This is a genomic window from Bradyrhizobium sacchari (assembly GCF_002068095.1).
GTDB classification, from domain to species: Bacteria; Pseudomonadota; Alphaproteobacteria; order Rhizobiales; family Xanthobacteraceae; genus Bradyrhizobium; species Bradyrhizobium sacchari.
Genome location: NZ_LWIG01000007.1, coordinates 102,502 through 124,928, shown reverse-complemented (window position 1 = coordinate 124,928; position 22,427 = coordinate 102,502). Strand labels below are relative to the sequence as shown.

The following is a 22,427-nucleotide window of genomic DNA, read 5'->3' as shown; positions in this document are numbered from 1 at the left end:
CGCGTCGCGCGAAAAAAGCCTTATAGTCCGGAGTTGTTATGTCTGAAGCGACCTCTCAGAAAATTCCCGTGACCGTCCTGACCGGCTATCTCGGCGCCGGCAAGACCACGCTTTTGAACCGCATTTTGTCGGAGAACCACGGCAAGAAATATGCCGTCATCGTCAACGAATTCGGTGAGATCGGCATCGACAACGACCTCATCATCGGCGCCGATGAGGAAGTGTTCGAGATGAACAACGGCTGCATCTGCTGCACCGTGCGCGGCGACCTCGTTCGCATCATGGACGGGTTGATGAAGCGCAAGGGCAAGTTCGACGCCATCATCGTCGAGACCACCGGCCTTGCCGATCCGGCGCCGGTCGCCCAGACCTTCTTTGTCGACGAGGACGTGCAAAAGAATGCCCGTCTCGACGCGGTCGTCACCGTCGCCGACGCCAAATGGCTGTCCGACCGGCTCAAGGACGCGCCCGAGGCCAAGAACCAGATCGCCTTCGCCGACGTGATCGTACTCAACAAGACCGACCTCGTCACCAAGCCCGAGCTTGCCGAGGTCGAGGCCCGCATCCGCGGCATCAACCCCTATGCGAAGCTCCATCGCACCGAGCGCTGTTCGGTCGCGCTGGCCGACGTGCTCGACCGCGGCGCGTTCGACCTCGACCGCATCCTCGACATCGAGCCGGATTTCCTGGAGGCCGACGATCATGACCACGACCATGATCATCACCACCATCACGGCCACGATCATCACCACCATGAACATGGTCACGGCCTGAAGCACTATCACGACGAGGACATGCAGTCGCTCTCGCTCAAGACCGACAAGCCGCTCGATCCCAACGTGTTCATGCCCTGGTTGCAGAACCTAGTGCAGGTCGAGGGCGGCAAGATCCTGCGCTCCAAGGGTATCCTCGCCTTCCACGACGATGACGACCGCTATGTCTTCCAGGGCGTCCACATGATGCTGGAGGGCAACCACCAGCGGAAGTGGAAGGACGGCGAGCCGCGCGAGAGCCGCCTCGTCTTCATCGGCCGCGAATTGCCGGAAGAGGCGATCCGGAAGGGTTTCGAGAGCTGCATCGTCTCGTGATGAAAGAGTTCACGCCGCCCCCCGATTCCGCTTCGATCGTCTCCGTCACCGACCGTGTCAAACAGGTGGCGCTCGGCATGGCGGTTACGTCCGTGCATTTCCTAGGCCCCCGCGCCGCCTTCGTCGGCGGTGAGGAGAACGTCAAGTTCGTCGACAGCGAGGGCGAGATCACGACGGTCGCCGTGCACAGCGGCGGCATTCTCTCCACCGCCTCCGACGGCAAACGCATCGTGATGGGCGGCGACGACGGCAAGGTCGTCTCGATCGACGCCAAGGGCGAGGTGACGCTGCTCGCCACCGATCCGAAACGGCGTTGGATCGACGCGGTGGCACTGCATGCCGAGGGCGCGTTCGCCTGGTCGGCCGGCAAGACGGCAACCGTCAAGATCGGCAAGAGCGAGGAAAAGTCGCTCGAGGTGCCCTCGACCGTCGGCGGTCTCGCCTTCGCGCCGAAGGGACTGCGGCTGGCGATCGCGCATTACAACGGCGCGACGCTGTGGTTTCCGAACATGGAGGGCTCGGCCGAATTCCTGCCCTGGGCCGGCTCGCATCACGCGGTCACCTTCAGTCCCGACAACAAATTCCTGGTCACGGCGATGCACGAGCCGGCGCTGCATGGCTGGCGGCTCGCAGACAACAGGCACATGCGCATGACCGGTTATCCCGGCCGGGTCCGCTCGATGTCCTGGAGCGCCGGCGGCAAGGGGCTCGCGACCTCGGGCGCCGACACCGTCATCATCTGGCCGTTCGCCAGCAAGGACGGGCCAATGGGCAAGGAGCCCGCGATGCTCGCGCCGCTGCAGGCACGCGTCTCTGTGGTCGCCTGCCATCCGAAGAACGATATCCTCGCTGCCGGCTACAGCGACGGCACCGTGCTGATGGTGCGTTTGGAAGACGGCGCGGAGATCCTGGTCCGCCGCAACGGCACGCCATCGGTGGCCGCGCTTGCCTGGAACGCCAAGGGCACGCTGCTGGCGTTCGCCGACGAAAATGGGGATGGCGGCCTGCTGGAGCTTTAATCTGTCATGGTTCCCGCCGTATAGGGGACCATGCGGTTTCTCACGACCTTCCAGCTTGCCGATTTCGCCGACACGCTGGTCAGCCTGACCACGGCCTTTGTGCTGGGCACGCTGATCGGCGCCGAGCGGCAATATCGCCAGCGCACGGCGGGCCTGCGCACCAATGTGCTGGTCGCGGTGGGCGCGGCCGCCTTCGTCGATCTCGCGATGCATCTGACCGGCGCCGATGGCGCGGTGCGGGTGATCTCCTACGTCGTCTCCGGCATCGGCTTCCTCGGCGCCGGCGTCATCATGAAGCAGGGCATGGACGTCCGCGGGCTCAATACCGCGGCGACGCTGTGGGCCTCGGCCGCGGTCGGCTCCTGCGCCGGCGCCGACCTCGTCGCCCAGGCCGCGGTGCTGACCGTGTTCGTCATCGCCGGCAACACCATGCTGCGCCCGCTGGTCAACGCCATCAACCGCATCCCGCTGAATGAGAAGGCGCTGGAGGCGACCTACTACTTCAAGCTCGCGGTCGCGACCGACGCCTTGCCCGACATGCGCGACAGCCTCGTCGACAAGCTCGAGGCTGCGAAATATCCGGTCGCGGATGTCGAGGTCGCCGAGATCGGCGAGGACAATCTGGAGATCGTCGCAAAGCTGGTCGCGACTGCGGTCGATCCGAACGAGCTGAACGCGGTGGCGACGGATTTGCAGCATCTGCCCGGCGTGCGTCACGCCACGTGGGAAGTCAGCACGACGGAGTGATTGGGTGCGTGATCGGGCGGTTCCGGCCTACCCGTCGCGGAACCGGCGCGCCCCAGTTTCGTTGATCCCGCGGATAAAGGCGGTGATCGACATGCCCGGCCCAAACGACAAGCGCAGATTGAAGCTCGACCTGACAATTGCCGGTTTGCTGTTCGCAGCAGGTGTTGTGGTGTCGGTGATGTCCCTGGCTCAGATCCGAGCGGAAAGCCGGACCGAGCTGGCGCAGGCGACGCAGCCGCTCCAGGGCACCCCGTCCGACGAGCAGAGCAAGACGCCCGCGGAAGCCAAGCCCGGCGGCGACCGGCCGACCACGCCTGCCCCCGAGCCGGCGCGGCCTGAGCCGCAGACGCAGGGCGCGGCGACCAAGCCGGCGCTGCCGCCGGCACCGGCCGAGAAGATCGCGCCGCCGATTGAGAAGAAGTAGTTTTCGCCGTCATTCCGGGCGCGCGCAGCGCGAGCCCGGAAGCTCGAAGCTACGCTTCGCCCCGGAATGACGAGTTACCTCACCGCACCAGGATATTCCGGAACTGCCAGGGATCGCTGGTGTCGATATCCTCCGGGAACAGTCCCGGACGATCCGTCAGCGGCGTCCAGTCGGTGTAGAAACCCTTGACCGGGCCGAGATACGGCAGCTGGATTTCCAGCAGGCGATCGAAATCCATCTCGTCGGCTTCGACGATGCCCTCGTTCGGGTTCTCCAGCGCCCACACCATGCCGCCGAGCACGGCGGAGGTCACCTGCAGGGCGGTGGCATTCTGGTAGGGCGCGAGCTCACGGGTCTCTTCGATCGAGAGCTGCGAGCCATACCAATAGGCATTGTTGTCGTGGCCGAACAGCAGCACGCCGAGCTCGTCGATGCCGTCGACGATTTCGTCCTCTTCGAGGATGTGGTGCTTCTCCTGCATCTTGCCGGCGCGGCCGAAGAGCTCGTGCAGCGACAGCACGGCGTCGTCGGCCGGATGATAGGCGTAGTGGCAGGTCGGACGGTAGATCGCCTTGCCCGATGCGTCACGCACCGTGAAGTAATCGGAGATCGAGATCGACTCGTTGTGGGTGACGAGGAAGCCGTACTGCGCGCCGCGGGTCGGACACCAGGTGCGCACGCGCGTGTTGGCGCCGGGCTGCATCAGATAAATGGCGGCGCCGCAGCCGGCTTCATGGGTATGCGCGTTCTCGGGCATCCACTTCTCATGGGTGCCCCATCCGAGCTCTGACGGCTGCATGCCCTCCGACAGGAAACCTTCCACCGACCAGGTGTTGACGAAGACGTCGGGCTCCTTCGGCTTCTTCGCGCGCTGGGTGTCGCGTTCGGCGATGTGGATGCCCTTGATGCCGGCCTGCCGCATCAGGTCCGCCCATTCGGCCTTGGTCTTCGGCCGGGGGGCATTGAGCTTCAGGTCGGCGGCGACATTGAGCAGCGCCTGCTTGACGAAGAACGAGACCATGCCGGGATTGGCGCCGCAACAGGAGACCGCCGTGGTCGAGCCGGCCGGGCGCGCCCGCTTGGCGGCCAGCGTCACTTCGCGCAGCGCATAGTTGGAGCGCGCTTCCGGGCCCTTGGAGGCATCGAAGTAGAAGCCGAGCCAGGGCTCGTTGACGGTGTCGATATAGAGCGCGCCGAGCTCGTTGCAGAGCTCCATGATGTCTGTCGAGCCGGTGTCAACAGAGAGATTGACGCAAAAGCCCTGGCCGCCGCCTTCGGTGAGCAGCGGGGTCAGCAATTCGCGGTAATTGTCCTTGGTCACGGCCTTCTGGATGAAGCGCACATTCTGCTTCTCGCAATGCGCCTTGCGGCCCTCGTCCTTGGGGTCGATTACGGTGATGCGCGACTTGTCGTAATCGAGGTGCCGCTCGATCATCGGCAACGTGCCTTTGCCGATGGAGCCGAAGCCGACCATGACGATGGGACCAGTGATCTTCGCGTAGATCTGCGAGGGAGGGCTCATGGGATGGTTTCTCCGGAACGTGCTGGCGGACAATTGGTGAGGGGTGATCAGGCGCTGCGGCGCTTGTCAGACGCTGCGGCGCTTGGCGGTGACTTCGATCTCGACCTTCATCTCGGGCTTGGCGAGAGCGGTGACGACCAGCAACGTCGCAGCTGGCCTGATGTCGCCGAGAACCTCGCCGCAGACGGCGAAGTGGGCGTCAATGTAGCTGGCGTCGGTGACGTAGTAGGTCGCACGGACGATATCGGCCATCTCGAATCCGCCCTCCTTCAGGGCGGCTGCGATGGTCTTGAAGCAGTTGCGTGACTGGCTCGTGACATCGGCCGGCATCGCCATCGTGGTGTAGTCATAGCCGGTGGTTCCCGCGACGAAGGCGAACTCGCCGTCGATCACGGCGCGGCTGTAGCCGACGGTCTTCTCGAGCGGGGAGCCGGTGGAAATCAGGCGACGGGACATGGTCATGGGCCTCGACTGAAGGGGATGTTTCGCGGGGTTAAAGGGTGTTTCCGGCGCCTGCGCAACCCCAAAGGAACGGGCTTGGCGCAGGCGGCCGGGCATTGCCGCTCGATGCGGATTTGGTCTTCGCTATCAGAGCGATCCGTTAGGCCGCGTGCGCCTGGAGGGCGCGAACCGACCTCCGTTTGGGCAGGGCCGCGCCGGTCGGGACGATCATCCCCTCGGCGCCGTCGAGCGCGCCTTCGGCGAACTCGATCGCCAGCAGGCGGTCGCGCTCGAACGGGCCGGGCAGCGAGAGCTCGGCCGTCTTCTCGGCCGAGAAGCCGAACCGGGCGTAATAGGGGGCATCGCCGAGCAGGACCACGGCGGCGTGCCCGCGCGCCCGGGCGGCGGCCAGCGCTTGATGCATCAGCGCGGCGCCGATCCCGAGCTCGCGGCAGGCAGGGTCCACCGCCAGGGGTCCGAGGACCAGAGCGGGCCTGCCTCCGGCGCTGACATGCCACAGCCGCACGGTTCCCACGAGCTTGCCCTCGCGCACGGCCGACAGGGCAAGGCCCGCGGCAGGTGCACGTCCGTCGCGCAGGCGCTGGCAGGTGCGGCCATGGCGGTCCTCGCCAAAGCTGGCATCCAGCAGCGCTTCACGGGCGGCGACGTCGACAGCACGTTCCGCACGGATCACGAACGGAGCGGCTTTCGAGGTGAGGGCGATCTGTGACTTCCGAAAAGCAGTCATGGCACATCAGTCCCCGCTTGAACCGGCGTGCGAGCAGCACGCCTGTCCAAGACGTCGTCAGAAATCGTAGATGTCAGGGAGGGAGCCGGCGGACCGGCTCCCGGGTTCGTCAGGCCTCAGACAAAGAGGCAGGTCAGATGTGATACGTCTTTAGCGGCGGGATGCCGTTGAACGCCACCGACGAGTAGGTCGAGGTATAGGCCCCGGTGCCTTCGATCAGAACCTTGTCGCCGATCTCGAGCGTGACGGGGAGCGGATACGGGTTCTTCTCGTACAGCACGTCGGCGCTGTCGCAGGTGGGACCCGCGAGCACGCACGGCGTCATGTCCGCGCCGTCGTGACGGGTGCGGATGGCGTATCGGATCGACTCGTCCATTGTCTCGGCGAGACCGCCGAACTTGCCGATGTCGAGATACACCCAGCGCACCTCGTCCTCGTCGCTCTTCTTCGAGATGAGCACGACCTCGGATTCGATGACGCCGGCGTTGCCCACCATGCCGCGGCCCGGCTCGATGATGGTCTCCGGAATCTGGTTGCCGAAGTGCTTGCGCAGCGCGCGGAAGATCGAGCGGCCGTAGGTCACGACCGGCGGCACGTCCTTCAGGTACTTGGTCGGGAAGCCGCCGCCCATGTTGACCATGGTGAGGTTGATGCCACGCTCGGCGCAGTCGCGGAACACCTGCGAGGCCATCGCCAGCGCACGGTCCCACGCCTTCACCTTGCGTTGCTGCGAGCCGACATGGAAGGAGATGCCGCACGGCTCCAGGCGAAGGCGCTTGGCGAGGTCGAGCACCTCGACCGCCATCTCCGGGTCGCAGCCGAATTTGCGCGAGAGCGGCCATTCGGCGCCGGCGCAGTCATAGAGGATGCGGCAAAACACCTTCGCGCCGGGGGCAGCACGGGCGACCTTCTCGACCTCAGCGGCGCAGTCGACCGCGAACAGCCGGATGCCGAGCGCGAAGGCGCGCGCGATGTCCCGCTCCTTCTTGATCGTGTTGCCGAAGGAGATGCGGTCGGGCGTCGCACCCGCGGCCAGCGCCATCTCGATCTCGGCGACCGTCGCGGTGTCGAAGCAGGAGCCCATGGACGCCAGCAGCGCCAGCACTTCCGGCGCCGGGTTCGCCTTGACGGCATAGAACACGCGGCTGTCGGGCAGCGCCTTGGCGAAGCTCTGGTAATTGTCCCGCACGACCTCGAGGTCGACGACGAGGCACGGCTCGGTGTCGAGGCCTTCGTTGCGGCGGTTGCGCAGGAATTCCTGGATGCGTTCGGTCATGGCACTCTCCAACGGTCCCAGCGACGGGAGCCGTATCAACGTGACGTCTGATGAGAGTGCTTCGGCCACATCGCGCGATGGAGGCGCGCTGAGGCCAAAAAACTCAAACCAGACTGTGCTGCCGTGGATTGGTTGGGAGAGTTTCCCGCCCGCTCACCTGGCAATGAAGGACAAGCCTTTTCAGTAGCCCGCGCCGGCGTTGGACTGCCGGTAGAGACCAAAAAAGCCCGATCCGTCGTTGCTTTAAGTCGCGTCCCCCGTTGAGAGCGGGGTGCGCCGGTTCGCCTCCGGCTGCCAGTCACGGTTGCAAAGAGCAAAGTCACCTTCGACAAGGCATCTCTTTGAGAGAGATGCTGGACGCTCCGGGTTTGCTTCGGTCGCTCGACCTTTCAGTCCTCGACGTCCGCACTTCCGAAGAGCCCCTCGGCTTCTTCACCCCTTGGCGGCTGTCCGGCCTCTTGTCCGGATACCTACCGACTGACACACGACCACAGGCACGTGCGAAATTGGGCAAGAGCGCACATAAGCGTTTTGACTCTGCTTCGCAAGAATTTTTTTAGGCTGCGGACAGAATTGCCTAACATCTGCTTGCGCAGTGTTGCGCGAGCGACGCGGAAGATGAACGGGCGTTAAGTTTTCGCTGCGCTGCGCGTGATGCTCACGCGCGTGGAGGGTCAGCCGCGCTTCGTGAAGGGCTCGACGCGTTGAGCGCCGCGGATGAACGCGGTCATCACGAGCACGCCGAGCGCAAACAGCACGGCCTGCAGGATGTGGGCGCCTTGATCGCCGAGACCGAACAGGATCGCGAGCGCCCAGCCGCCGGCAAAGGCCGCGCCGAACACCTCCGCGCCGATCAGGATGGCGGCGCTGATGACGGTGATGACGCTGGGCCAGACGATCCGGCGGGACGACGAGGAAGGCGCGTTCATGGGGCTCGGGGGTCCTGTCTTCGAGGGCCGCAATCTCTCCGAAAAGGCGGCCGGGAGCAAGGCCAAATGGCCCAAAAAAGCCCCATCGCGTGCTATAGCTGGCCGCAACAATCGAGCCACAAAAACTGGGACTTGCGATGTCAGAACCCCGCCAAACCACGGACTCCGGGACCAATCCGCTGCTGAAGGCCTGGGTGACGCCGTTTGCGACCCCGCCCTTCGACGAGTTCAAGCCGGAGCACTTCCTGCCGGCCTTCGAGCAGGCCTTCGCCGATCACTCCGCCGAGATCGCGGCCATCACCAATGATCCCGCTGCGGCCGACTTCGCCAACACCATCACGGCGCTGGAGCGCTCCGGCAAGCTGCTGAGCAAGGTCGCGGCGGTGTTCTATGACCTCGTCTCGGCGCATTCCAACCCGGCCATCCTGGAGATCGACAAGGAGGTCTCCTTGCGGATGGCGCGGCACTGGAATCCGATCATGATGAACGCCGTGCTGTTTGGTCGCATCGCCCAGCTGCACGAGAACCGCGCCAATCTCGGCCTCACGCCCGAGCAGCTCCGCCTGCTGGAGCGCACCTACACCCGCTTTCACCGCGCCGGCGCCGGCCTCTCGGAGGAGGCCAAGACCCGGATGGCCGAGATCAACGAGAGGCTGGCCCAGCTCGGCACCGGCTTCAGCCATCATCTGCTCGGCGACGAACAGGACTGGTTCATGGAGCTCGGGGAGGCCGACCGCCAGGGCCTGCCGGAGAGCTTCATCGCCGCCGCCAGGGCTGCGGCGGAAGAGCGCGGCATGGCCGGCAAGGCCATCGTCACGCTGTCGCGTTCCTCGGTCGAGACGTTCCTGAAGAGCTCGGCCCGGCGTGACCTGCGCGAGAAGGTCTACAAGGCCTTCATCGCGCGCGGCGACAACGGCAATGCCAACGACAACAACGCGACCATCGTCGAGGTCCTGAAGCTGCGCGAGGAGAGCGCCAACCTTCTGGGCTACCCGACCTACGCCGCCTACCGGCTCGAGGATTCCATGGCCAAGACGCCGGAGGCGGTGCGGAGCCTTTTGGAGCGGGTCTGGAAGCCGGCCCGCGCCCGGGCGCTCGCCGACCGCGACGAGATGCAGGCGCTGATCACGGAGGAGGGCGGCAATTTCAAGCTCGCCCCCTGGGACTGGCGTTTCTACGCCGAGAAGCTGCGCCTGCGGCGTGCCAATTTCGACGATTCCGCGATCAAGCCGTATCTCGCCCTCGACCACATGATCGCCGCGGCCTTCGACTGTGCCACGCGCCTGTTCGGCGTCACCTTCGAGGAGCGCAAGGACGTCCCGGTCTGGCACCCCGACGTTCGGGTCTGGGAGATGAAGGGGCCGGACGGCAAGCACAAGGCGCTGTTCTACGGCGACTACTTCGCCCGGCCCTCGAAACGCTCCGGCGCCTGGATGACCTCGCTGCGCGACCAGCAGAAGCTCGACGGCGACGTTACGCCGCTGGTTCTCAACATCTGCAATTTCGCCAAGGGGGCCGACGGCGAGCCCGCGCTGCTGTCGCCCGATGACGCACGCACCCTGTTCCACGAGTTCGGCCACGGCCTGCACGGCATGCTCTCCAACGTGACCTATCCCTCGCTGTCGGGCACATCCGTGTTCACCGACTTCGTCGAGCTGCCGTCCCAGCTCTACGAGCATTGGCAGGAGCGGCCCGAGGTGCTGCGGAAGTTCGCCCGTCACTACCAGACCGGCGAGCCGCTGCCCGACGACCTGCTGCAGCGCTTCCTGGCCGCGCGAAAGTTCAACCAGGGCTTTGCCACGGTCGAGTTCGTCTCCTCGGCGCTGGTCGATCTCGAATTCCACACCCAGCCGGCCGCCGCGGCGCAGGATGTCCGGGCCTTCGAGAAAAAGGAGCTGGAGAAGATCGGCATGCCCGAGGAGATCGCGCTGCGTCACCGTCCCACGCAGTTCGGTCACATCTTCACCGGCGACCACTACGCCGCCGGCTATTACAGCTACATGTGGTCGGAGGTGATGGACGCCGATGCCTTCGGCGCGTTCGAGGAAGCCGGCGACATCTTCGATCCGGCCGTCGCCAAACGCCTGCATGACGACATCTATTCGAGCGGCGGATCGGTCGATCCGGAGGCGGCCTACGAGGCCTTCCGCGGCCGTCCGCCGGAGCCGGACGCGCTGCTGCGCCGCCGCGGCCTGCTCGACGACGCCAAGGCGGCCTGATGCGGATGCGCGCCCTGTTCGGATGGCTGCTTGCCGCCGGCCTCACGCTCGCGGCGGGTGCGGCGCAGGCGCACCCGCACGTCTGGATCACCGCGACCAGCGAATTGGTCTACGCTCCGGACGGCAGCATCACCGGTGTGCGCCACGCCTGGACCTTCGACGACATGTTCTCTGCCTATGCGGTGCAGGGGCTCGAGAGCAAGACCAAGGGCACCTATACGCGCGAGGAGCTCGGGCCGCTGGCGCAGACCAATGTCGAGTCGCTGAAGGAATATGCCTATTTCACCTTCGCCAAGGCTGACGGCAAGAAGGAGCGGTTCAACGAGCCGGTCGACTATTTCCTCGACTACAAGGACACGGTGCTGACGCTGCACTTCACGCTGCCGCTGAAGAACCCGGTCAAGCCCAGGCAATTGGTGCTCGAAGTGTTCGACCGCTCGTTCTTCATCGACTTCCAGATGGCCAAGGACAATCCGGTCAAGCTGGTCGGCGCGCCCGCGGGCTGCCAGATGAAGCTCGATCGTCCCAGCGACGGCTCGGCCACCGCCCAGAAGCTCAACGAGCAGACCTTCCTGAACGGCGAGAACAGCAATTTCGGCATGATGTTCGCCAACAAGATCACGGTGGATTGCCCTTGAAGCAGCATCTCCCCCCGCTCACCCGCGGGCTGATCGCCTGCGCCGCCGTTCTGCTGGTCGTGATCGTGGCCGATGCCGCGTTTCACGATCTCTTCGCGCAAAATCCGTTCGGCGCACCGCGGCCCGGGCAGGCGGCCGAGCCTGAAGCGAGTGGCCTCATCGGCTGGCTTCTGGCGAAGCAGTCCGAATTCTATCGGCAGATGTCGTCGACCATCCGCGCGGCGAAGTCCGACGGCTCGGCGGTGTGGACGCTGCTCTTCATCTCGTTCGCCTATGGCATCTTCCATGCCGCCGGCCCCGGCCACGGCAAGGCGGTGATCGCCTCCTACCTGGTCGCCAACCGCGAGACCGCGCGGCGCGGCATCGCGCTGTCCTTTGCCTCGGCGCTGATGCAGTCGCTGGTGGCGATCCTGATCGTCGGCATTTCGGCCTGGATCCTGAATGCGACCGCAAAGACGATGTGCAAGGCTGAGAGCGTGATCGAGATCGCGAGCTACGCCCTGATCGCGCTGTTCGGTCTGCGCCTCGTCTGGGTCAAGGGCCGCACCTTCCTCCGCGCGCTGCAGGCGGTCCAGCCGGTGCCGGCGATGGCGGGCGTGCCGCATGACCACGATCACGGCCATCACCATCATCACGACGCGCATGATCATCATGGCCATGATCACCACCACCACGATCATGCTCACGCCCATGACCATCACGGGCACGACCACGTCCATGAGGAGCATTGCGGCCATTCCCATGGGCCGACCCCGAGCGAGCTGGCCGGCCCCGGCGGCTGGCGGCGCGGTTTTGCCGCCATCCTCACCGTCGGCATCCGCCCTTGCTCGGGTGCGATCCTGGTGCTGGTGTTTGCGCTGGCCCAGGGGCTGTTCTGGGCCGGCATCGCCGCGACCTTCCTGATGGGGCTCGGCACCGCGATCACGGTCGCGGCCATCGCTGTTATCGCCGTCTCCGCCAAGGACGTCGCCGCGCGCCTCAGCGCCGGCCGCGACGGCGGCGGCGCGCTGTTCATGCGCGGCATCGAATTCGGTGCCGCCGCGCTGGTGCTGCTGTTCGGCGCGGGCCTCTTGTTCGGCTACATCGCGGCCGAACGGACGACGTGTTTTTGAGGCGAAGGTCTCGTGCCCCGGACGCAGCGCAGCGTCCCTTCGACGGTGCGCTGCAGAGCCGGCCTTCTGGGTCCCGGCTCTGCGGAGCAGCGCAAGCGCGCTGTACCGTGTCCGGGACACACTGTCTCACATCGGCAGAAACCGCTTCAGCAGCGGCATGAAGAAGATCCCGAGATTGATCGCAAAGCCGATGCTCCAGAGGATCGAGCGCAGCGTCGGGCGGTTGCCGAGATAGGTCAGCACATAGGCGATGCGCACGATCAGGAACAACGCGGCGAGCTCGTCGATCAGGCGTTGCGGCGAGTCCCTGAATTCGGCGAGCAGCACCGCGAAGGAGAAGAACGGGAAGGTCTCGATGCCGTTCTGGTGGGCGCCGAGGGCGCGCTGTGCGATAGCGTCCTCATAGAAGGCGGGATCGCGCGGCCGTGAATTGTCGAAGCGGCGAAACCTGATCCATTTGATCGAGGCGATCGTGGACAGATAGAGCAGTAGCGCCCCGAATACGCACCATTCCGCGAGCGTCATCGTCCCTCCCCCGCTTGGGTGCGACCCTAGCGAAACCGCCCTCATCTTGACAAGTTCGGACCAACGCGCGACCCAACGAGCCATGAACAGCGTCGTCCCCCTCGAGACTGCGAACCCGGCCACCCGATCCGCCCTGCCGCGCGTCGGCGTGCTCCTGATCAATCTGGGCACGCCCGATACGGCTGACGCCCCCGGCGTCCGGGTCTACCTCAAGGAGTTCCTCTCGGATGCCCGCGTCATCGAGGACCAGGGCCTGATCTGGAAGCTGGTGCTGAACGGAATCATCCTGCGCAGCCGTCCCCGCACCAAGGCGCTCGACTACCGCAAGATCTGGAACACCGAGAAGAACGAGTCGCCGCTGAAGACCATCACGCGCTCGCAAGCCCACAAGCTTGCCGCCGCGCTGTCGGATCGCAGCAACGTCGCGGTGGACTGGGCGATGCGCTACGGCAATCCCTCGATCAAGGCGGGCATCGACGCGCTGATCGCTGAGGGTTGCGAGCGCATTCTCGCCGCGCCGCTCTATCCGCAATATTCCGCCTCGACCTCGGCCACCGTCTGCGACGAGGTGTTCCGCGTGCTCGCGCGGCTGCGCAACCAGCCGACCCTGCGGGTGACGCCGCCTTACTACGAGGACGAAACCTATATCGAGGCGCTCGCCATCTCGATCGAGACGCATCTGGCAACGCTTCCGTTCAAGCCCGAGCTGATCGTCGCCTCCTTTCACGGCATGCCGAAATCCTATGTCGACAAGGGCGATCCCTATCAGCAGCACTGCATTGCCACCACCGAGGCGCTGCGCCGCCGGCTCGGCATGGATGCAACAAAACTGCTGCTGACCTTCCAGTCGCGCTTCGGCAATGACGAGTGGCTGCAGCCCTATACCGACAAGACCATGGAGCGGCTTGGCAAGGAAGGCGTGCGCCGCATCGCGGTGGTGACGCCGGGCTTTTCCGCCGACTGCCTGGAGACGCTGGAGGAGATCGCGCAGGAGAACGCCGAGATCTTCAAGCACAATGGCGGTGAACAGTTTTCCGCGATTCCCTGTCTCAACGACAGCGAACCAGGCATGGACGTGATCCGCTCCCTGGTGCTGCGCGAGCTCCAGGGCTGGATCTAACGAGCCTGGAGGAGAGAGTGCCCGTGAATCGCCGCGAGCTCCTGGCGCTTGGGATGGCCGCGGCGCTGCCGTCATCGGTGCTGGCGCAGCAGCCCGCACGCCGGCTCGGCGTACTCTCGGTCACTGCCGCCGACGATGCCATCGGGCAGACGCGCAGCGCCATCCTGGTCGAGGCGCTCGCGGCCCATGGCTGGAAGGAGAGCGCGAATCTCAAGGTTGACTGGCGGAGCGGCGCAGGCGACCGTGCGCGGATCGCCGAGCTCGCCGATGAGCTGATCGCGCTGAAGCCCGACATCCTGCTCGCGGTCGGCACGCCCTCGGTCGAAGAGCTGCGCCGGCGCACCACGACGATCCCGATCGTGTTCGCTGTGGTCACCGACCCCGTCAGCCAGGGCTTTGTCAAAAACCTCGCGCATCCCGGCGGCAACATCACCGGCTTTACGGATTACGACGGCCCGCTGGCCGGCAAATGGCTGGAGATGCTGACCCAGGTCACGCCGAAACTGTCCCGCGTCTCCGTTGTCTACAATCCCGCCACCGCGCCGTTCGCCCCCCTGATGCTGCGCACGATCGAGGATGCTGCACGGACGCTTCACGTGGCGGTCGAACCTGCGCCGGTCGATGGCGCCGCATCGATCGCGGCGCTGGCGTCGCGGCAGGACGGCGGGCTGCTGATCCTGCCGGACTTCTTCACCATGGCCAACCGCGCGCAGCTCCTCGCGGCGATCGCGCAGGCGCGCGTGCCGGCGGTGTTCTGGAGCCGCACCTTCGTCGAGGAGGGCGGGCTGATGTCCTACAGCACCGACAGCGCCGAGCAGCTGCGGCGCGCCGCGGGCTATATCGACCGTATCCTCAAGGGCGCGCAGGCAGCCGACCTGCCAGTCCAGAACCCCACTAAGTTCGAGCTCGCGGTCAACCTCAAGGCGGCCAAGGCGCTCGGCGTCACACTTTCCCCGGGACTGCTCGCAGTCGCGAACGAGGTCATCGAGTGAAGCTGTTCGCGGCCGACGTCAGGTCCGAATTCGTTAATTTCCGCTGCTAGGTCTGCGGCTACACGCTTTCAAGAGCTGCCGGCAAATACATATCGTGTCCATCCTCTTCCCCAACGTCTTGTGCAGAATTGCGCTGATACCGACGTGAATTGCGACCGCTGAACCGGTAGGGTCGTGATCCCGACCAATGACAGCGCCGGAAAGGGCTTTTTCCCGGCTTCCTTTCCGCCTTGGAGGAGTTATGAGCGGTTTCGATATTTTTGCGATTGTTCTGGTGTTGCTCGTCATCGTCACGCTGATTGCCGGCGTGAAAACGGTGCCGCAGGGCTATGACTGGACCATCGAGCGGTTCGGCAAATACACCCAGACGCTGAGCCCCGGGCTCAATTTGATCGTGCCTTATTTCGATCGCGTCGGACGCAAGATCAACATGATGGAGCAGGTGATCGACATTCCCGAGCAGGAGGTGATCACCAAGGACAACGCCACGGTGACGGTGGACGGCGTCGCCTTCTTCCAGGTGTTCGATGCCGCGAAAGCGAGCTATGAGGTCGCCAATCTCAACCAGGCCATCACGGTGCTGACCATGACCAACATCCGCTCGGTGATGGGCTCGATGGATCTCGACCAGGTGCTGTCACACCGCGACGAGATCAACGAGCGCCTCTTGCGCGTGGTCGATGCCGCGGTCTCGCCCTGGGGCGTCAAGGTCAACCGCATCGAGATCAAGGACATCGTGCCGCCGGCCGATCTCGTCGAGGCCATGGGCCGGCAGATGAAGGCCGAGCGCGTCAAGCGCGCAGACATCCTCGCCGCCGAGGGCCAGCGCCAGTCGGAGATCTTGCGCGCCGAGGGCGCCAAGCAGGGCCAGATCCTCCAGGCCGAAGGCCGCCGCGAGGCCGCCTTCCGCGACGCCGAGGCGCGCGAGCGTCTGGCCGAGGCCGAAGCCAAGGCGACGCAGGCGGTGTCGGAAGCCATTGCCAAGGGCGACGTTGCCGCGTTGAACTATTTCATCGCCGACAAGTATATCAAGGCATTCGGTCAGTTCGCGGACGCGCCGAACCAGAAAATCATCATGCTGCCGATGGAAGCCACCAGCATGCTCGGCTCGCTCGCCGGCATCGGCGAGATCGCCAAGGCAACGTTCGGCGAAAGCGCGGCTTCGGCCGCAGCCGCGGCTCGCCGCGGCGGCTCGGTGCCGTCGTCCGGCCCGACACCGCCGTCCGTGCCGCAGCAGTAACGGATGATGCGCCGGCCAAAAAGGGGCCTGCGTCATTTCAAAGAGGTCGTGTCATGTCCGACATGTTCGTATCGCTCGGCACCTGGAACTGGCTGATCTTCGGCTTCATCCTGATGGCGCTGGAGACGATCGCGCCGGGCGTCTTCCTGTTCTGGCTCGGGCTCGCTGCCTTGCTGGTGGGCCTGATCTCGTTCGCCGTCCATCTGTCCTGGCAGATCCAGCTCGTGATGTTCGCGGTGTTCGCCGCCGCGGCCGTCCCGGTCTGGCGCCGCCTCGCGCGGCCCAAGGTGGATGAGAGCGCAAGCCCGTTCCTCAACAAGCGCACCGAGGCGCTGCTCGGGCGCGAGTTCACGCTGGAAAAGCCGATCATCGACGGCAACGGCACCGTGCGCATCGGCGATACGGTATGGCGCGTTGCCGGCCCGGATACGCCGGCGGGCACGCGGGTCAAGGTGGTGCAGGTGGATGGCGCGAACCTGACGGTCGCGGCGGCGTAGCCGCCGTCATTGCGAGGAGCTCTTGCGACGAAGCAATCCAGACTGCTTCCGCGGAGAGATTCTGGATTGCTTCGCTTCGCCCGCGATGACGAGTCTGTTGAGGCGACATCGCGAAATTCAGACACCGCTCTTGCTGCGCCACCTCTCCGCAAACCGGTGCAGTGGCATGAACGTCTCGCACAACTCCCGCCCCAGTACCGTCAGCCCATAGCCGCCGCCGTCGCCGAGTTCGACGAATCCCGCTTCGCGCAGCTCCGTCAGCCGCGCTTGCAGCACCGTCGGCGAAGCCTCGTCGCAGGCGGCGCGCAGGGCTCGCGAGGTGAGGGGCTCTTCGCGCAACTCCCACAATATCCGCAAGCTCCAGCGCCGGCCGAGCAGGTCGAGCAGCGCCATGATCGGCCGGCCCGTGCGCGAGCCGCGGACGCTGCGTGTCTTGGAGCTTGCCTGTTTCACTATCGTCGCCTCTTGCGTCGTGCTACATATAATGTAGCGTGCTGCTACGATAAATGTAGCAAGGGAATTGGCCCATGTCCGAAGCCATGCCGCGCATTGCCCCGCTCACTCCGCCTTATCCCCCGGAGATCCAGGCGCAGTTCGACCGCATCATGCGCGGCGCGCCGCCGCTGGTGCTGTTCCGGGTGATCGCCGGTCACAGTCGCGCCTGGGACAAGTTCCGCGCCGGCGGACTGCTCGATCCCGGGCCGCTGTCTCTGCGCCAGCGCGAGATCGTCATCGATCGCACCTGCGCGCTCAACAGTTGCGAATATGAATGGGGCGTGCATGTCGCGATTTTCGCCGGGCCGGCCAAGCTTACCGAGGAGGAGGTCCGTGCCACCGTGCAGGGCGATGCGACATCGGCCTGTTGGTCTCCGGCGGAGCAGGCGTTGATCGCGGCCGTCGATGCGCTGCATCACCGCGCGACATTCGCGGACGAGGAGTTCACCGCACTCTCGGCGCATTACGACGAGGCGCAGATCCTGGAGATCGTGCTCTTGTGCGGCTTCTACCGCACGGTGTCGTATCTCGCGAACGGGCTGCGGCTGCCGCTGGAGGAGAAGGCGGCGCGGTTTTCGGCGCCGCTCTAACCGCCGTCATTGCGAGGAGCTCTTGCGACGAAGCAATCCAGAGTGCTTCCGCGGCGGCAATCTGGATTGCTTCGCTACGCTCGCAATGACGAGGCGGAAATAGCGTGCCTTAAGCCACACCCGCGCGCAGCAGATCGTGCAGATGCACGATGCCCACCACCTTGTTCGCCTCGGTCACCAGCAGCGTGGTGATCTTGCGGGTGTTCAGCACCTCGATCATCTCGCTCGCCAGCATCGAGGGCGGCACGGACTTCGGTTGCCTGGTCATGATCTCGTCGACCGTCACGGTCAGCAGGTCGGGCCGCATGTGGCGGCGCAGATCGCCGTCGGTGATGATGCCGACGGCCTCGCCCGCGTCGTTGACGATGCAGACACACCCCAAGCCTTTCGCCGACATCTCGACGACGGCGTCCGACATCTTGGTGCCTTCGGGCTTGAGCGGGATCTCCGCGCCGGTGCGCATGTAGTCGCGGACGAATTTCAGCATCGCGCCCAGCTTGCCGCCGGGGTGGAAATGGGCGAATTCCAGCGCGGTGAAGCCGCGGCCTTCGAGCAGCGCGATCGCGATGGCATCGCCGATCGCCACCTGCATCATGGTCGAGGTGGTCGGCGCCAGATTGTGCGGGCAGGCCTCGCGGGCCTTGGGCAGCTCGATCACGATGTCGGCGGCCTGGCCGAGCGAGGACGCAGCGTTCGACGTCACCGCGATCATGGGAATCGCAAAGCGCGCCGAATAGTTCACCAGCGTCTTCATCTCCGGCTGCTCGCCGGACCAGGACAGCGCCATGATGACGTCATCGGTGGTGATCATGCCGAGGTCGCCATGGGCGGCCTCCGCGGTGTGGACGAAGAAGGCCGGCGTGCCGGTCGAGGCCAGCGTCGCCGCGATCTTGCGCGCCATGTGGCCGGACTTGCCGAGCCCGGTGACGATGACGCGGCCCTTGGCGTTGCGGATCAGGTCCACCGCCTTGGCGAAGCTCGCGCCCAGCGGGCCGCGCAGCGCGGCGGCGAGGGCGTTGATACCGCCGCTCTCCGTCTCCAAGGTGCGGAGCGCGGATACGACGCTGTCAGGGATGGAGCCGGATGATTGGGTCATCAGCGGTTTCGAACTCGGCATGTTCAGGTCCAGGGAGGAGGGGCGTTCGCCCGTTGGCGCCTGCTTAGCACGCCGCCGCGTTTGAGGCGACGAGCGCGCCAATGCCCTCAACCGGTCATTAACCATAATTGTTTTAACTCCATTAACGATGGGTTCCCGCCAGCCGGTCGGAGGCCGTCGTGAAAGTGCTTGATTTCGTTGGAGTTATTTTATCGTGGGGTCGTCTCCAGGCAGGGGCCGGAGCAAACGCGCGCATTTCCTGCGCGCCGCTTTGCCGTGCTTCGCGCTGACGGCCCTCGGTAGCGCCCCGGCGGCCGCCCAGAGCCTCACCCCCGACCTTTTCAATCCCAGCCGCGGCGGCTTTGCCTCACCCGACACGCTGCCGACGCGCCGTACCGCGGCCGTGCCGCAGGCGCCCTCGGATGCGCTGCCGACGCTGCCCGATCCGAATGCCGACCCGCGCAAGAGCCAGCAGGCGCCCGCGACCTCCCGTGTCGGCCAGATCCCGACCTACGGCCTGCCAGCCGCCAACGGGGCCAGCGGCTCCGGCTACGACTCGCTGAATCGCAAGCGGCAGCAGCCCAAACTCTATCCTGGCCAATCGAAGCCGAAGCGCCCGCTCGGCCCGGGTTCGCCGCCGCCGCCGGCAACGCCGGTCAGGACGCTGGGACCGCCGCGCATCGCGCCGCCGCCGTCCGAGAATGCGCACAAGACGCCGGTCGCCCCGGCGATGGCCGGCAACGTGCCGGGCCAGCCGCTGCGCCGCCGCCTCAAGGCCGATGACGACGCCTTCGGCGCGGTCGGCGATTATGCCGGCAGCTTCCTGATCAAGGGCGGGCTCGAGCTCTCCGCCGGCTATGACACCAACCCGGCGCGCCTGAACAAGCCGGTCGGCTCGCCGGTCTATGTCGTCGCGCCTGATCTCCTTGTCGCGTCCGACTGGGAGCGCCACGCGCTGGTCGCGGATCTGCGCGGCTCGTTCTCGGGCTACACCAACAACATGCCGGCGACCATCGACGGCTTCGCCTCGCCCTCGCCGGTCGAGATCGACCGTCCTGATTTCACCGGCCATGTCGACGGCCGCCTCGACGTCGACCGCGATCTCAAGCTGACCTCGCAGCTCCGTCTGCGGCTCGCCACCGACAATCCCGGCAGCCCCAACGTGCAGGCCGGCCTGCAGAAATATCCTGTCTACGCCGCCTACGGCACGACGATCGGCTTCGACCAGACCTTCAACCGCTTCCAGGTCGCCGCCGGCGCCACCGTGGATCGCACCGCCTACACGGACTCGAAGCTCACCGACGGCTCGACCTCTGGCAACAACGACCGCGACTTCAACCAGTATGGCGGCGTCGGCCGCTTCTCCTACGAGCTGAAGCCGGGGCTGAAGCCGTTCGTCGAGATCCAGGGCGACACCCGCGTCCACGACCAGGCCGCCGACCGCAACGGCTTCTTGCGCGATTCGAACGGCGGCTATGCGAAGGTCGGCTCGTCCTTCGAATTCTCGCGCATCCTCACCGGCGAGATCTCGGTCGGCTACTCCGCACGCAACTATACCGATCCGCGCCTCAGCCAGCTCTCCGGCTTCCTCACCGCGGGCTCGCTGATCTGGAATGCGAGCGGCCTCACCACGGTGAAACTCTTCACCGACACGCAGATCAACGAGACCACGATCCCCGGCTCATCCGGCGTGCTCGTGCACACCTACGCCGCCGAAGTCGATCACGACTTCCGCCGCTGGCTCACGGCAATAGGCAAGTTCACTTACGGCACCTACGATTACCAGAACCAGGGCCGCAACGACAAAACCTACTCGCTCGAAGGCAATCTGATCTACAAGCTAAACCGCAACGTCTGGATCAAGGGCACGCTGCGGCACGACATCCTTGATTCGAATCAGGCGGGGTCAAGCTCGCAGGGGACTGTGGTGATGCTGGGCGTGAGGCTGCAGAATTGAGGGGCAACGCTGAGGCGCGCTCGAGCGTATGGCCTAGTTGGCTCAGCTCTCTCTGCTCACTCCGCTGTCATGCCCCGGCTTGCCCGGGGCATCCAGTACGCCGTGGCCTATCCGGATACGTTTGACTTCTCTGGAATACTGGATCGCCCGGTCAAGCCGGGCGATGACACCGTTTGTTGAACTAGCAGCGGTGCGAGCCGAGTGCCTCGCTCAGCGCGGCAGATCCGTCTTCCCCATCAGGAACGTGTCGATCGACCGGGCACACAGCCGGCCCTCGCGGATGGCCCAGACCACCAGCGACTGGCCTCGGCGCATGTCGCCGGCGGTGAACACGTTCGGGCGCGAGGTCTGGTAGTCCAGCGTGTTGGCCTTGACGTTGCCGCGCGGGTCGAGCTCGACCGCGAGCATCTTGAGCAGGCCCTCGTGAACGGGGTGGACGAAGCCCATGGCGAGCAAGACGAGCTCGGCATCGAGCTCGAACTCGGTGCCGGCAATCGGCTTGAACTTGTCGTCGACGCGCACGCAGTGCAGCTTCTTGACCTGGCCGTTCTCGCCCGAGAACTTCTGGGTCAGCACGGCGTATTCGCGGACGGCGCCTTCGGCCTGGCTGGAGGAGGTGCGCATCTTCAGCGGCCAGTTCGGCCAGGTCAGGGCCTTGTTCTCACGCTCGGGCGGCGCGGGCATGATCTCGAGCTGGGTCACCGACAGCGCGCCCTGGCGCAGCGAGGTGCCGATGCAGTCCGAGCCGGTGTCGCCGCCGCCGATGACGACGACATGCTTGCCGCCGGCCAGAATCTCCTGGACGCCGTTCAGGGGCTCGCTGGAGACGCGGCGGTTCTGCTGCGGCAGGAAGTCCATGGCGTAGTGGATGCCCTGGAGATCGCGGCCGGGGATCGGCAGGTCGCGCGGAGCTTCCGCGCCGCCGGTCAGCGCCACCGCGTCATACTCGTTGAGCATCTCGCGCGGATCGACATTGCCGTCAGCGCCGACATGGCTGTTGTAGTGGAAGGTGACGCCTTCGCCTTCCATCTGCTTGACGCGGCGGTCGATGACGCCCTTCTCCATCTTGAAGTCGGGAATGCCGTAGCGCAGCAGGCCGCCGGCCTTGGCGTACTTCTCGTAGACATGCACGTCGTGGCCGGCGCGCGCGAGCTGCTGGGCGCAGGCCATGCCGGCCGGGCCCGAGCCGATCACGGCGACCTTCTTGCCGGTCTTCTGCGCGGCGACTTCCGGCTTCAGCCAGCCATTGTCCCAGGCGCGGTCGACGATCGCGCATTCGATGGTCTTGATGGTGACAGGGTTGTCGTCGATGTTGAGCGTGCAGGATGCTTCGCACGGCGCCGGGCAGATGCGGCCGGTGAATTCGGGGAAATTGTTGGTCGAGTGCAGATTGCGCGAGGCTTCTTCCCAATTGCCCTGATAGACGAGATCGTTCCAGTCGGGGATCTGGTTGTTAACCGGGCAGCCGGGCGTGCCCGGCGCGACCGAACCGGTGCCGTGGCAATAGGGAATGCCGCAGTTCATGCAGCGCGCGGCCTGGTCGCGCACTTCCTTCTCGCTCAAGGGAACGACGAACTCGTTGTAATGCTTCACGCGCTCGGCGACCGGGGTGTACTTGCGGTCGTGCCGTTCGATTTCCAGAAAACCCGTGATCTTGCCCATTAAACCCGAAGTCCCTGCCGCTTAATTCGTTTGTTGCTTCTTCAACCCTCATTGCGAGGAGTGAAGCGACGAAGCAATCCAGTCTGTTGC

The 22,427-nt window shown here is 65.4% G+C and carries 22 protein-coding genes; 13 read left to right on the top strand and 9 right to left on the bottom strand.

What is annotated here, in order from left to right; genetic code table 11:
* The first annotated feature begins 38 nt into the window (after positions 1-38).
* From A5906_RS07005 to A5906_RS06990, 4 genes are all read left to right on the top strand, one after another.
* Positions 39-1,088 (top strand): CobW family GTP-binding protein, encoded by a 1,050-nt coding sequence (locus A5906_RS07005; protein WP_080134521.1) that lies wholly within the window; start codon positions 39-41, stop codon positions 1,086-1,088.
* On the top strand, positions 1,088-2,107 hold the full coding sequence (locus tag A5906_RS07000) for a WD40 repeat domain-containing protein (RefSeq protein WP_080134520.1): 1,020 nt from the start codon (positions 1,088-1,090) through the stop codon (positions 2,105-2,107). The genes A5906_RS07005 and A5906_RS07000 overlap by 1 nt, the downstream gene beginning before the upstream one ends.
* Positions 2,108-2,137: 30 nt before the next feature.
* Complete coding sequence (locus A5906_RS06995; protein ID WP_080134519.1) at positions 2,138-2,854, top strand: MgtC/SapB family protein; 717 nt, start codon at positions 2,138-2,140, stop codon at positions 2,852-2,854.
* A gap of 91 nt (positions 2,855-2,945) precedes the next feature.
* Complete coding sequence (locus A5906_RS06990; protein WP_080135205.1) at positions 2,946-3,278, top strand: hypothetical protein; 333 nt, start codon at positions 2,946-2,948, stop codon at positions 3,276-3,278.
* 79 nt (positions 3,279-3,357) lie between these two features.
* Here the strand turns inward: A5906_RS06990 and A5906_RS06985 are convergent, their stop codons facing one another.
* From A5906_RS06985 to A5906_RS06965, 5 genes are all read right to left on the bottom strand, one after another.
* Positions 3,358-4,800, bottom strand: a complete 1,443-nt coding sequence (locus A5906_RS06985; protein WP_080134518.1) for a homospermidine synthase — start codon at positions 4,798-4,800, stop codon at positions 3,358-3,360.
* 66 nt (positions 4,801-4,866) lie between these two features.
* Complete coding sequence (locus A5906_RS06980) at positions 4,867-5,256, bottom strand: RidA family protein (protein WP_080135204.1); 390 nt, start codon at positions 5,254-5,256, stop codon at positions 4,867-4,869.
* Positions 5,257-5,401: 145 nt separating this feature from the next.
* Positions 5,402-5,989: a GNAT family N-acetyltransferase gene (locus A5906_RS06975; protein WP_080134517.1), complete on the bottom strand. Its 588-nt coding sequence runs from the start codon at positions 5,987-5,989 to the stop codon at positions 5,402-5,404.
* Between the two features lie 133 nt (positions 5,990-6,122).
* Positions 6,123-7,265: a type III PLP-dependent enzyme gene (locus A5906_RS06970; protein ID WP_080134516.1), complete on the bottom strand. Its 1,143-nt coding sequence runs from the start codon at positions 7,263-7,265 to the stop codon at positions 6,123-6,125.
* 674 nt (positions 7,266-7,939) lie between these two features.
* A complete protein-coding gene (locus A5906_RS06965; RefSeq protein ID WP_080134515.1) occupies positions 7,940-8,194 on the bottom strand; it encodes a hypothetical protein in 255 nt (84 codons plus the stop codon).
* A gap of 137 nt (positions 8,195-8,331) precedes the next feature.
* Here A5906_RS06965 and A5906_RS06960 point away from each other — a divergent pair, with 137 nt between their 5' ends.
* Genes A5906_RS06960 through A5906_RS06950 form a run of 3 tightly spaced genes read left to right on the top strand, consistent with a single transcriptional unit; the run spans position 8,332 to position 12,163 of the window.
* Positions 8,332-10,413 (top strand): M3 family metallopeptidase, encoded by a 2,082-nt coding sequence (locus A5906_RS06960; protein WP_080134514.1) that lies wholly within the window; start codon positions 8,332-8,334, stop codon positions 10,411-10,413.
* Positions 10,413-11,051: a DUF1007 family protein gene (locus A5906_RS06955; RefSeq protein ID WP_080134513.1), complete on the top strand. Its 639-nt coding sequence runs from the start codon at positions 10,413-10,415 to the stop codon at positions 11,049-11,051. Before A5906_RS06960 ends, A5906_RS06955 begins: the two co-directional genes overlap by 1 nt.
* Positions 11,048-12,163, top strand: coding sequence for a nickel/cobalt transporter (locus tag A5906_RS06950; protein WP_136615026.1), 1,116 nt, complete (start codon positions 11,048-11,050; stop codon positions 12,161-12,163). Before A5906_RS06955 ends, A5906_RS06950 begins: the two co-directional genes overlap by 4 nt.
* Positions 12,164-12,289: 126 nt before the next feature.
* Here the strand turns inward: A5906_RS06950 and A5906_RS06945 are convergent, their stop codons facing one another.
* Positions 12,290-12,688, bottom strand: a complete 399-nt coding sequence (locus A5906_RS06945) for an MAPEG family protein (RefSeq protein ID WP_080134511.1) — start codon at positions 12,686-12,688, stop codon at positions 12,290-12,292.
* An 82-nt stretch (positions 12,689-12,770) separates the two neighbouring features.
* Here A5906_RS06945 and hemH point away from each other — a divergent pair, with 82 nt between their 5' ends.
* The 4 genes from hemH to A5906_RS06925 all read left to right on the top strand — a co-directional run bounded on the left by hemH (position 12,771) and on the right by A5906_RS06925 (position 16,537).
* Complete coding sequence (hemH, locus tag A5906_RS06940) at positions 12,771-13,808, top strand: ferrochelatase (RefSeq protein ID WP_080134510.1); 1,038 nt, start codon at positions 12,771-12,773, stop codon at positions 13,806-13,808.
* 23 nt (positions 13,809-13,831) lie between these two features.
* Complete coding sequence (locus A5906_RS06935) at positions 13,832-14,800, top strand: ABC transporter substrate-binding protein (RefSeq protein ID WP_080134509.1); 969 nt, start codon at positions 13,832-13,834, stop codon at positions 14,798-14,800.
* Positions 14,801-15,041: 241 nt separating this feature from the next.
* The gene (locus A5906_RS06930; RefSeq protein WP_080134508.1) at positions 15,042-16,040 is read left to right on the top strand and encodes an SPFH domain-containing protein; all 999 of its coding nucleotides are present in this window, start codon (positions 15,042-15,044) and stop codon (positions 16,038-16,040) included.
* A 53-nt stretch (positions 16,041-16,093) separates the two neighbouring features.
* The gene (locus A5906_RS06925; protein ID WP_080134507.1) at positions 16,094-16,537 is read left to right on the top strand and encodes an NfeD family protein; all 444 of its coding nucleotides are present in this window, start codon (positions 16,094-16,096) and stop codon (positions 16,535-16,537) included.
* A gap of 117 nt (positions 16,538-16,654) precedes the next feature.
* On the opposite strand, the gene A5906_RS06920 is transcribed toward A5906_RS06925, so the two are convergent.
* On the bottom strand, positions 16,655-16,993 hold the full coding sequence (locus A5906_RS06920; protein WP_080134506.1) for a winged helix-turn-helix transcriptional regulator: 339 nt from the start codon (positions 16,991-16,993) through the stop codon (positions 16,655-16,657).
* A gap of 71 nt (positions 16,994-17,064) precedes the next feature.
* On the opposite strand from A5906_RS06920, the gene A5906_RS06915 reads away from it, so the two are divergent.
* Complete coding sequence (locus A5906_RS06915; protein ID WP_080134505.1) at positions 17,065-17,622, top strand: carboxymuconolactone decarboxylase family protein; 558 nt, start codon at positions 17,065-17,067, stop codon at positions 17,620-17,622.
* Between the two features lie 109 nt (positions 17,623-17,731).
* On the opposite strand, the gene A5906_RS06910 is transcribed toward A5906_RS06915, so the two are convergent.
* Entirely contained in the window at positions 17,732-18,739 is a 1,008-nt protein-coding gene (locus A5906_RS06910) for a KpsF/GutQ family sugar-phosphate isomerase (protein WP_080134504.1), read from the bottom strand.
* Between the two features lie 193 nt (positions 18,740-18,932).
* Here A5906_RS06910 and A5906_RS06905 point away from each other — a divergent pair, with 193 nt between their 5' ends.
* On the top strand, positions 18,933-20,675 hold the full coding sequence (locus tag A5906_RS06905; RefSeq protein ID WP_080134503.1) for an outer membrane beta-barrel protein: 1,743 nt from the start codon (positions 18,933-18,935) through the stop codon (positions 20,673-20,675).
* A gap of 210 nt (positions 20,676-20,885) precedes the next feature.
* Here A5906_RS06905 and A5906_RS06900 read toward each other — a convergent pair whose 3' ends face one another.
* Positions 20,886-22,337, bottom strand: coding sequence for a glutamate synthase subunit beta (locus A5906_RS06900; RefSeq protein ID WP_080134502.1), 1,452 nt, complete (start codon positions 22,335-22,337; stop codon positions 20,886-20,888).
* Positions 22,338-22,427 lie beyond the last annotated feature (90 nt).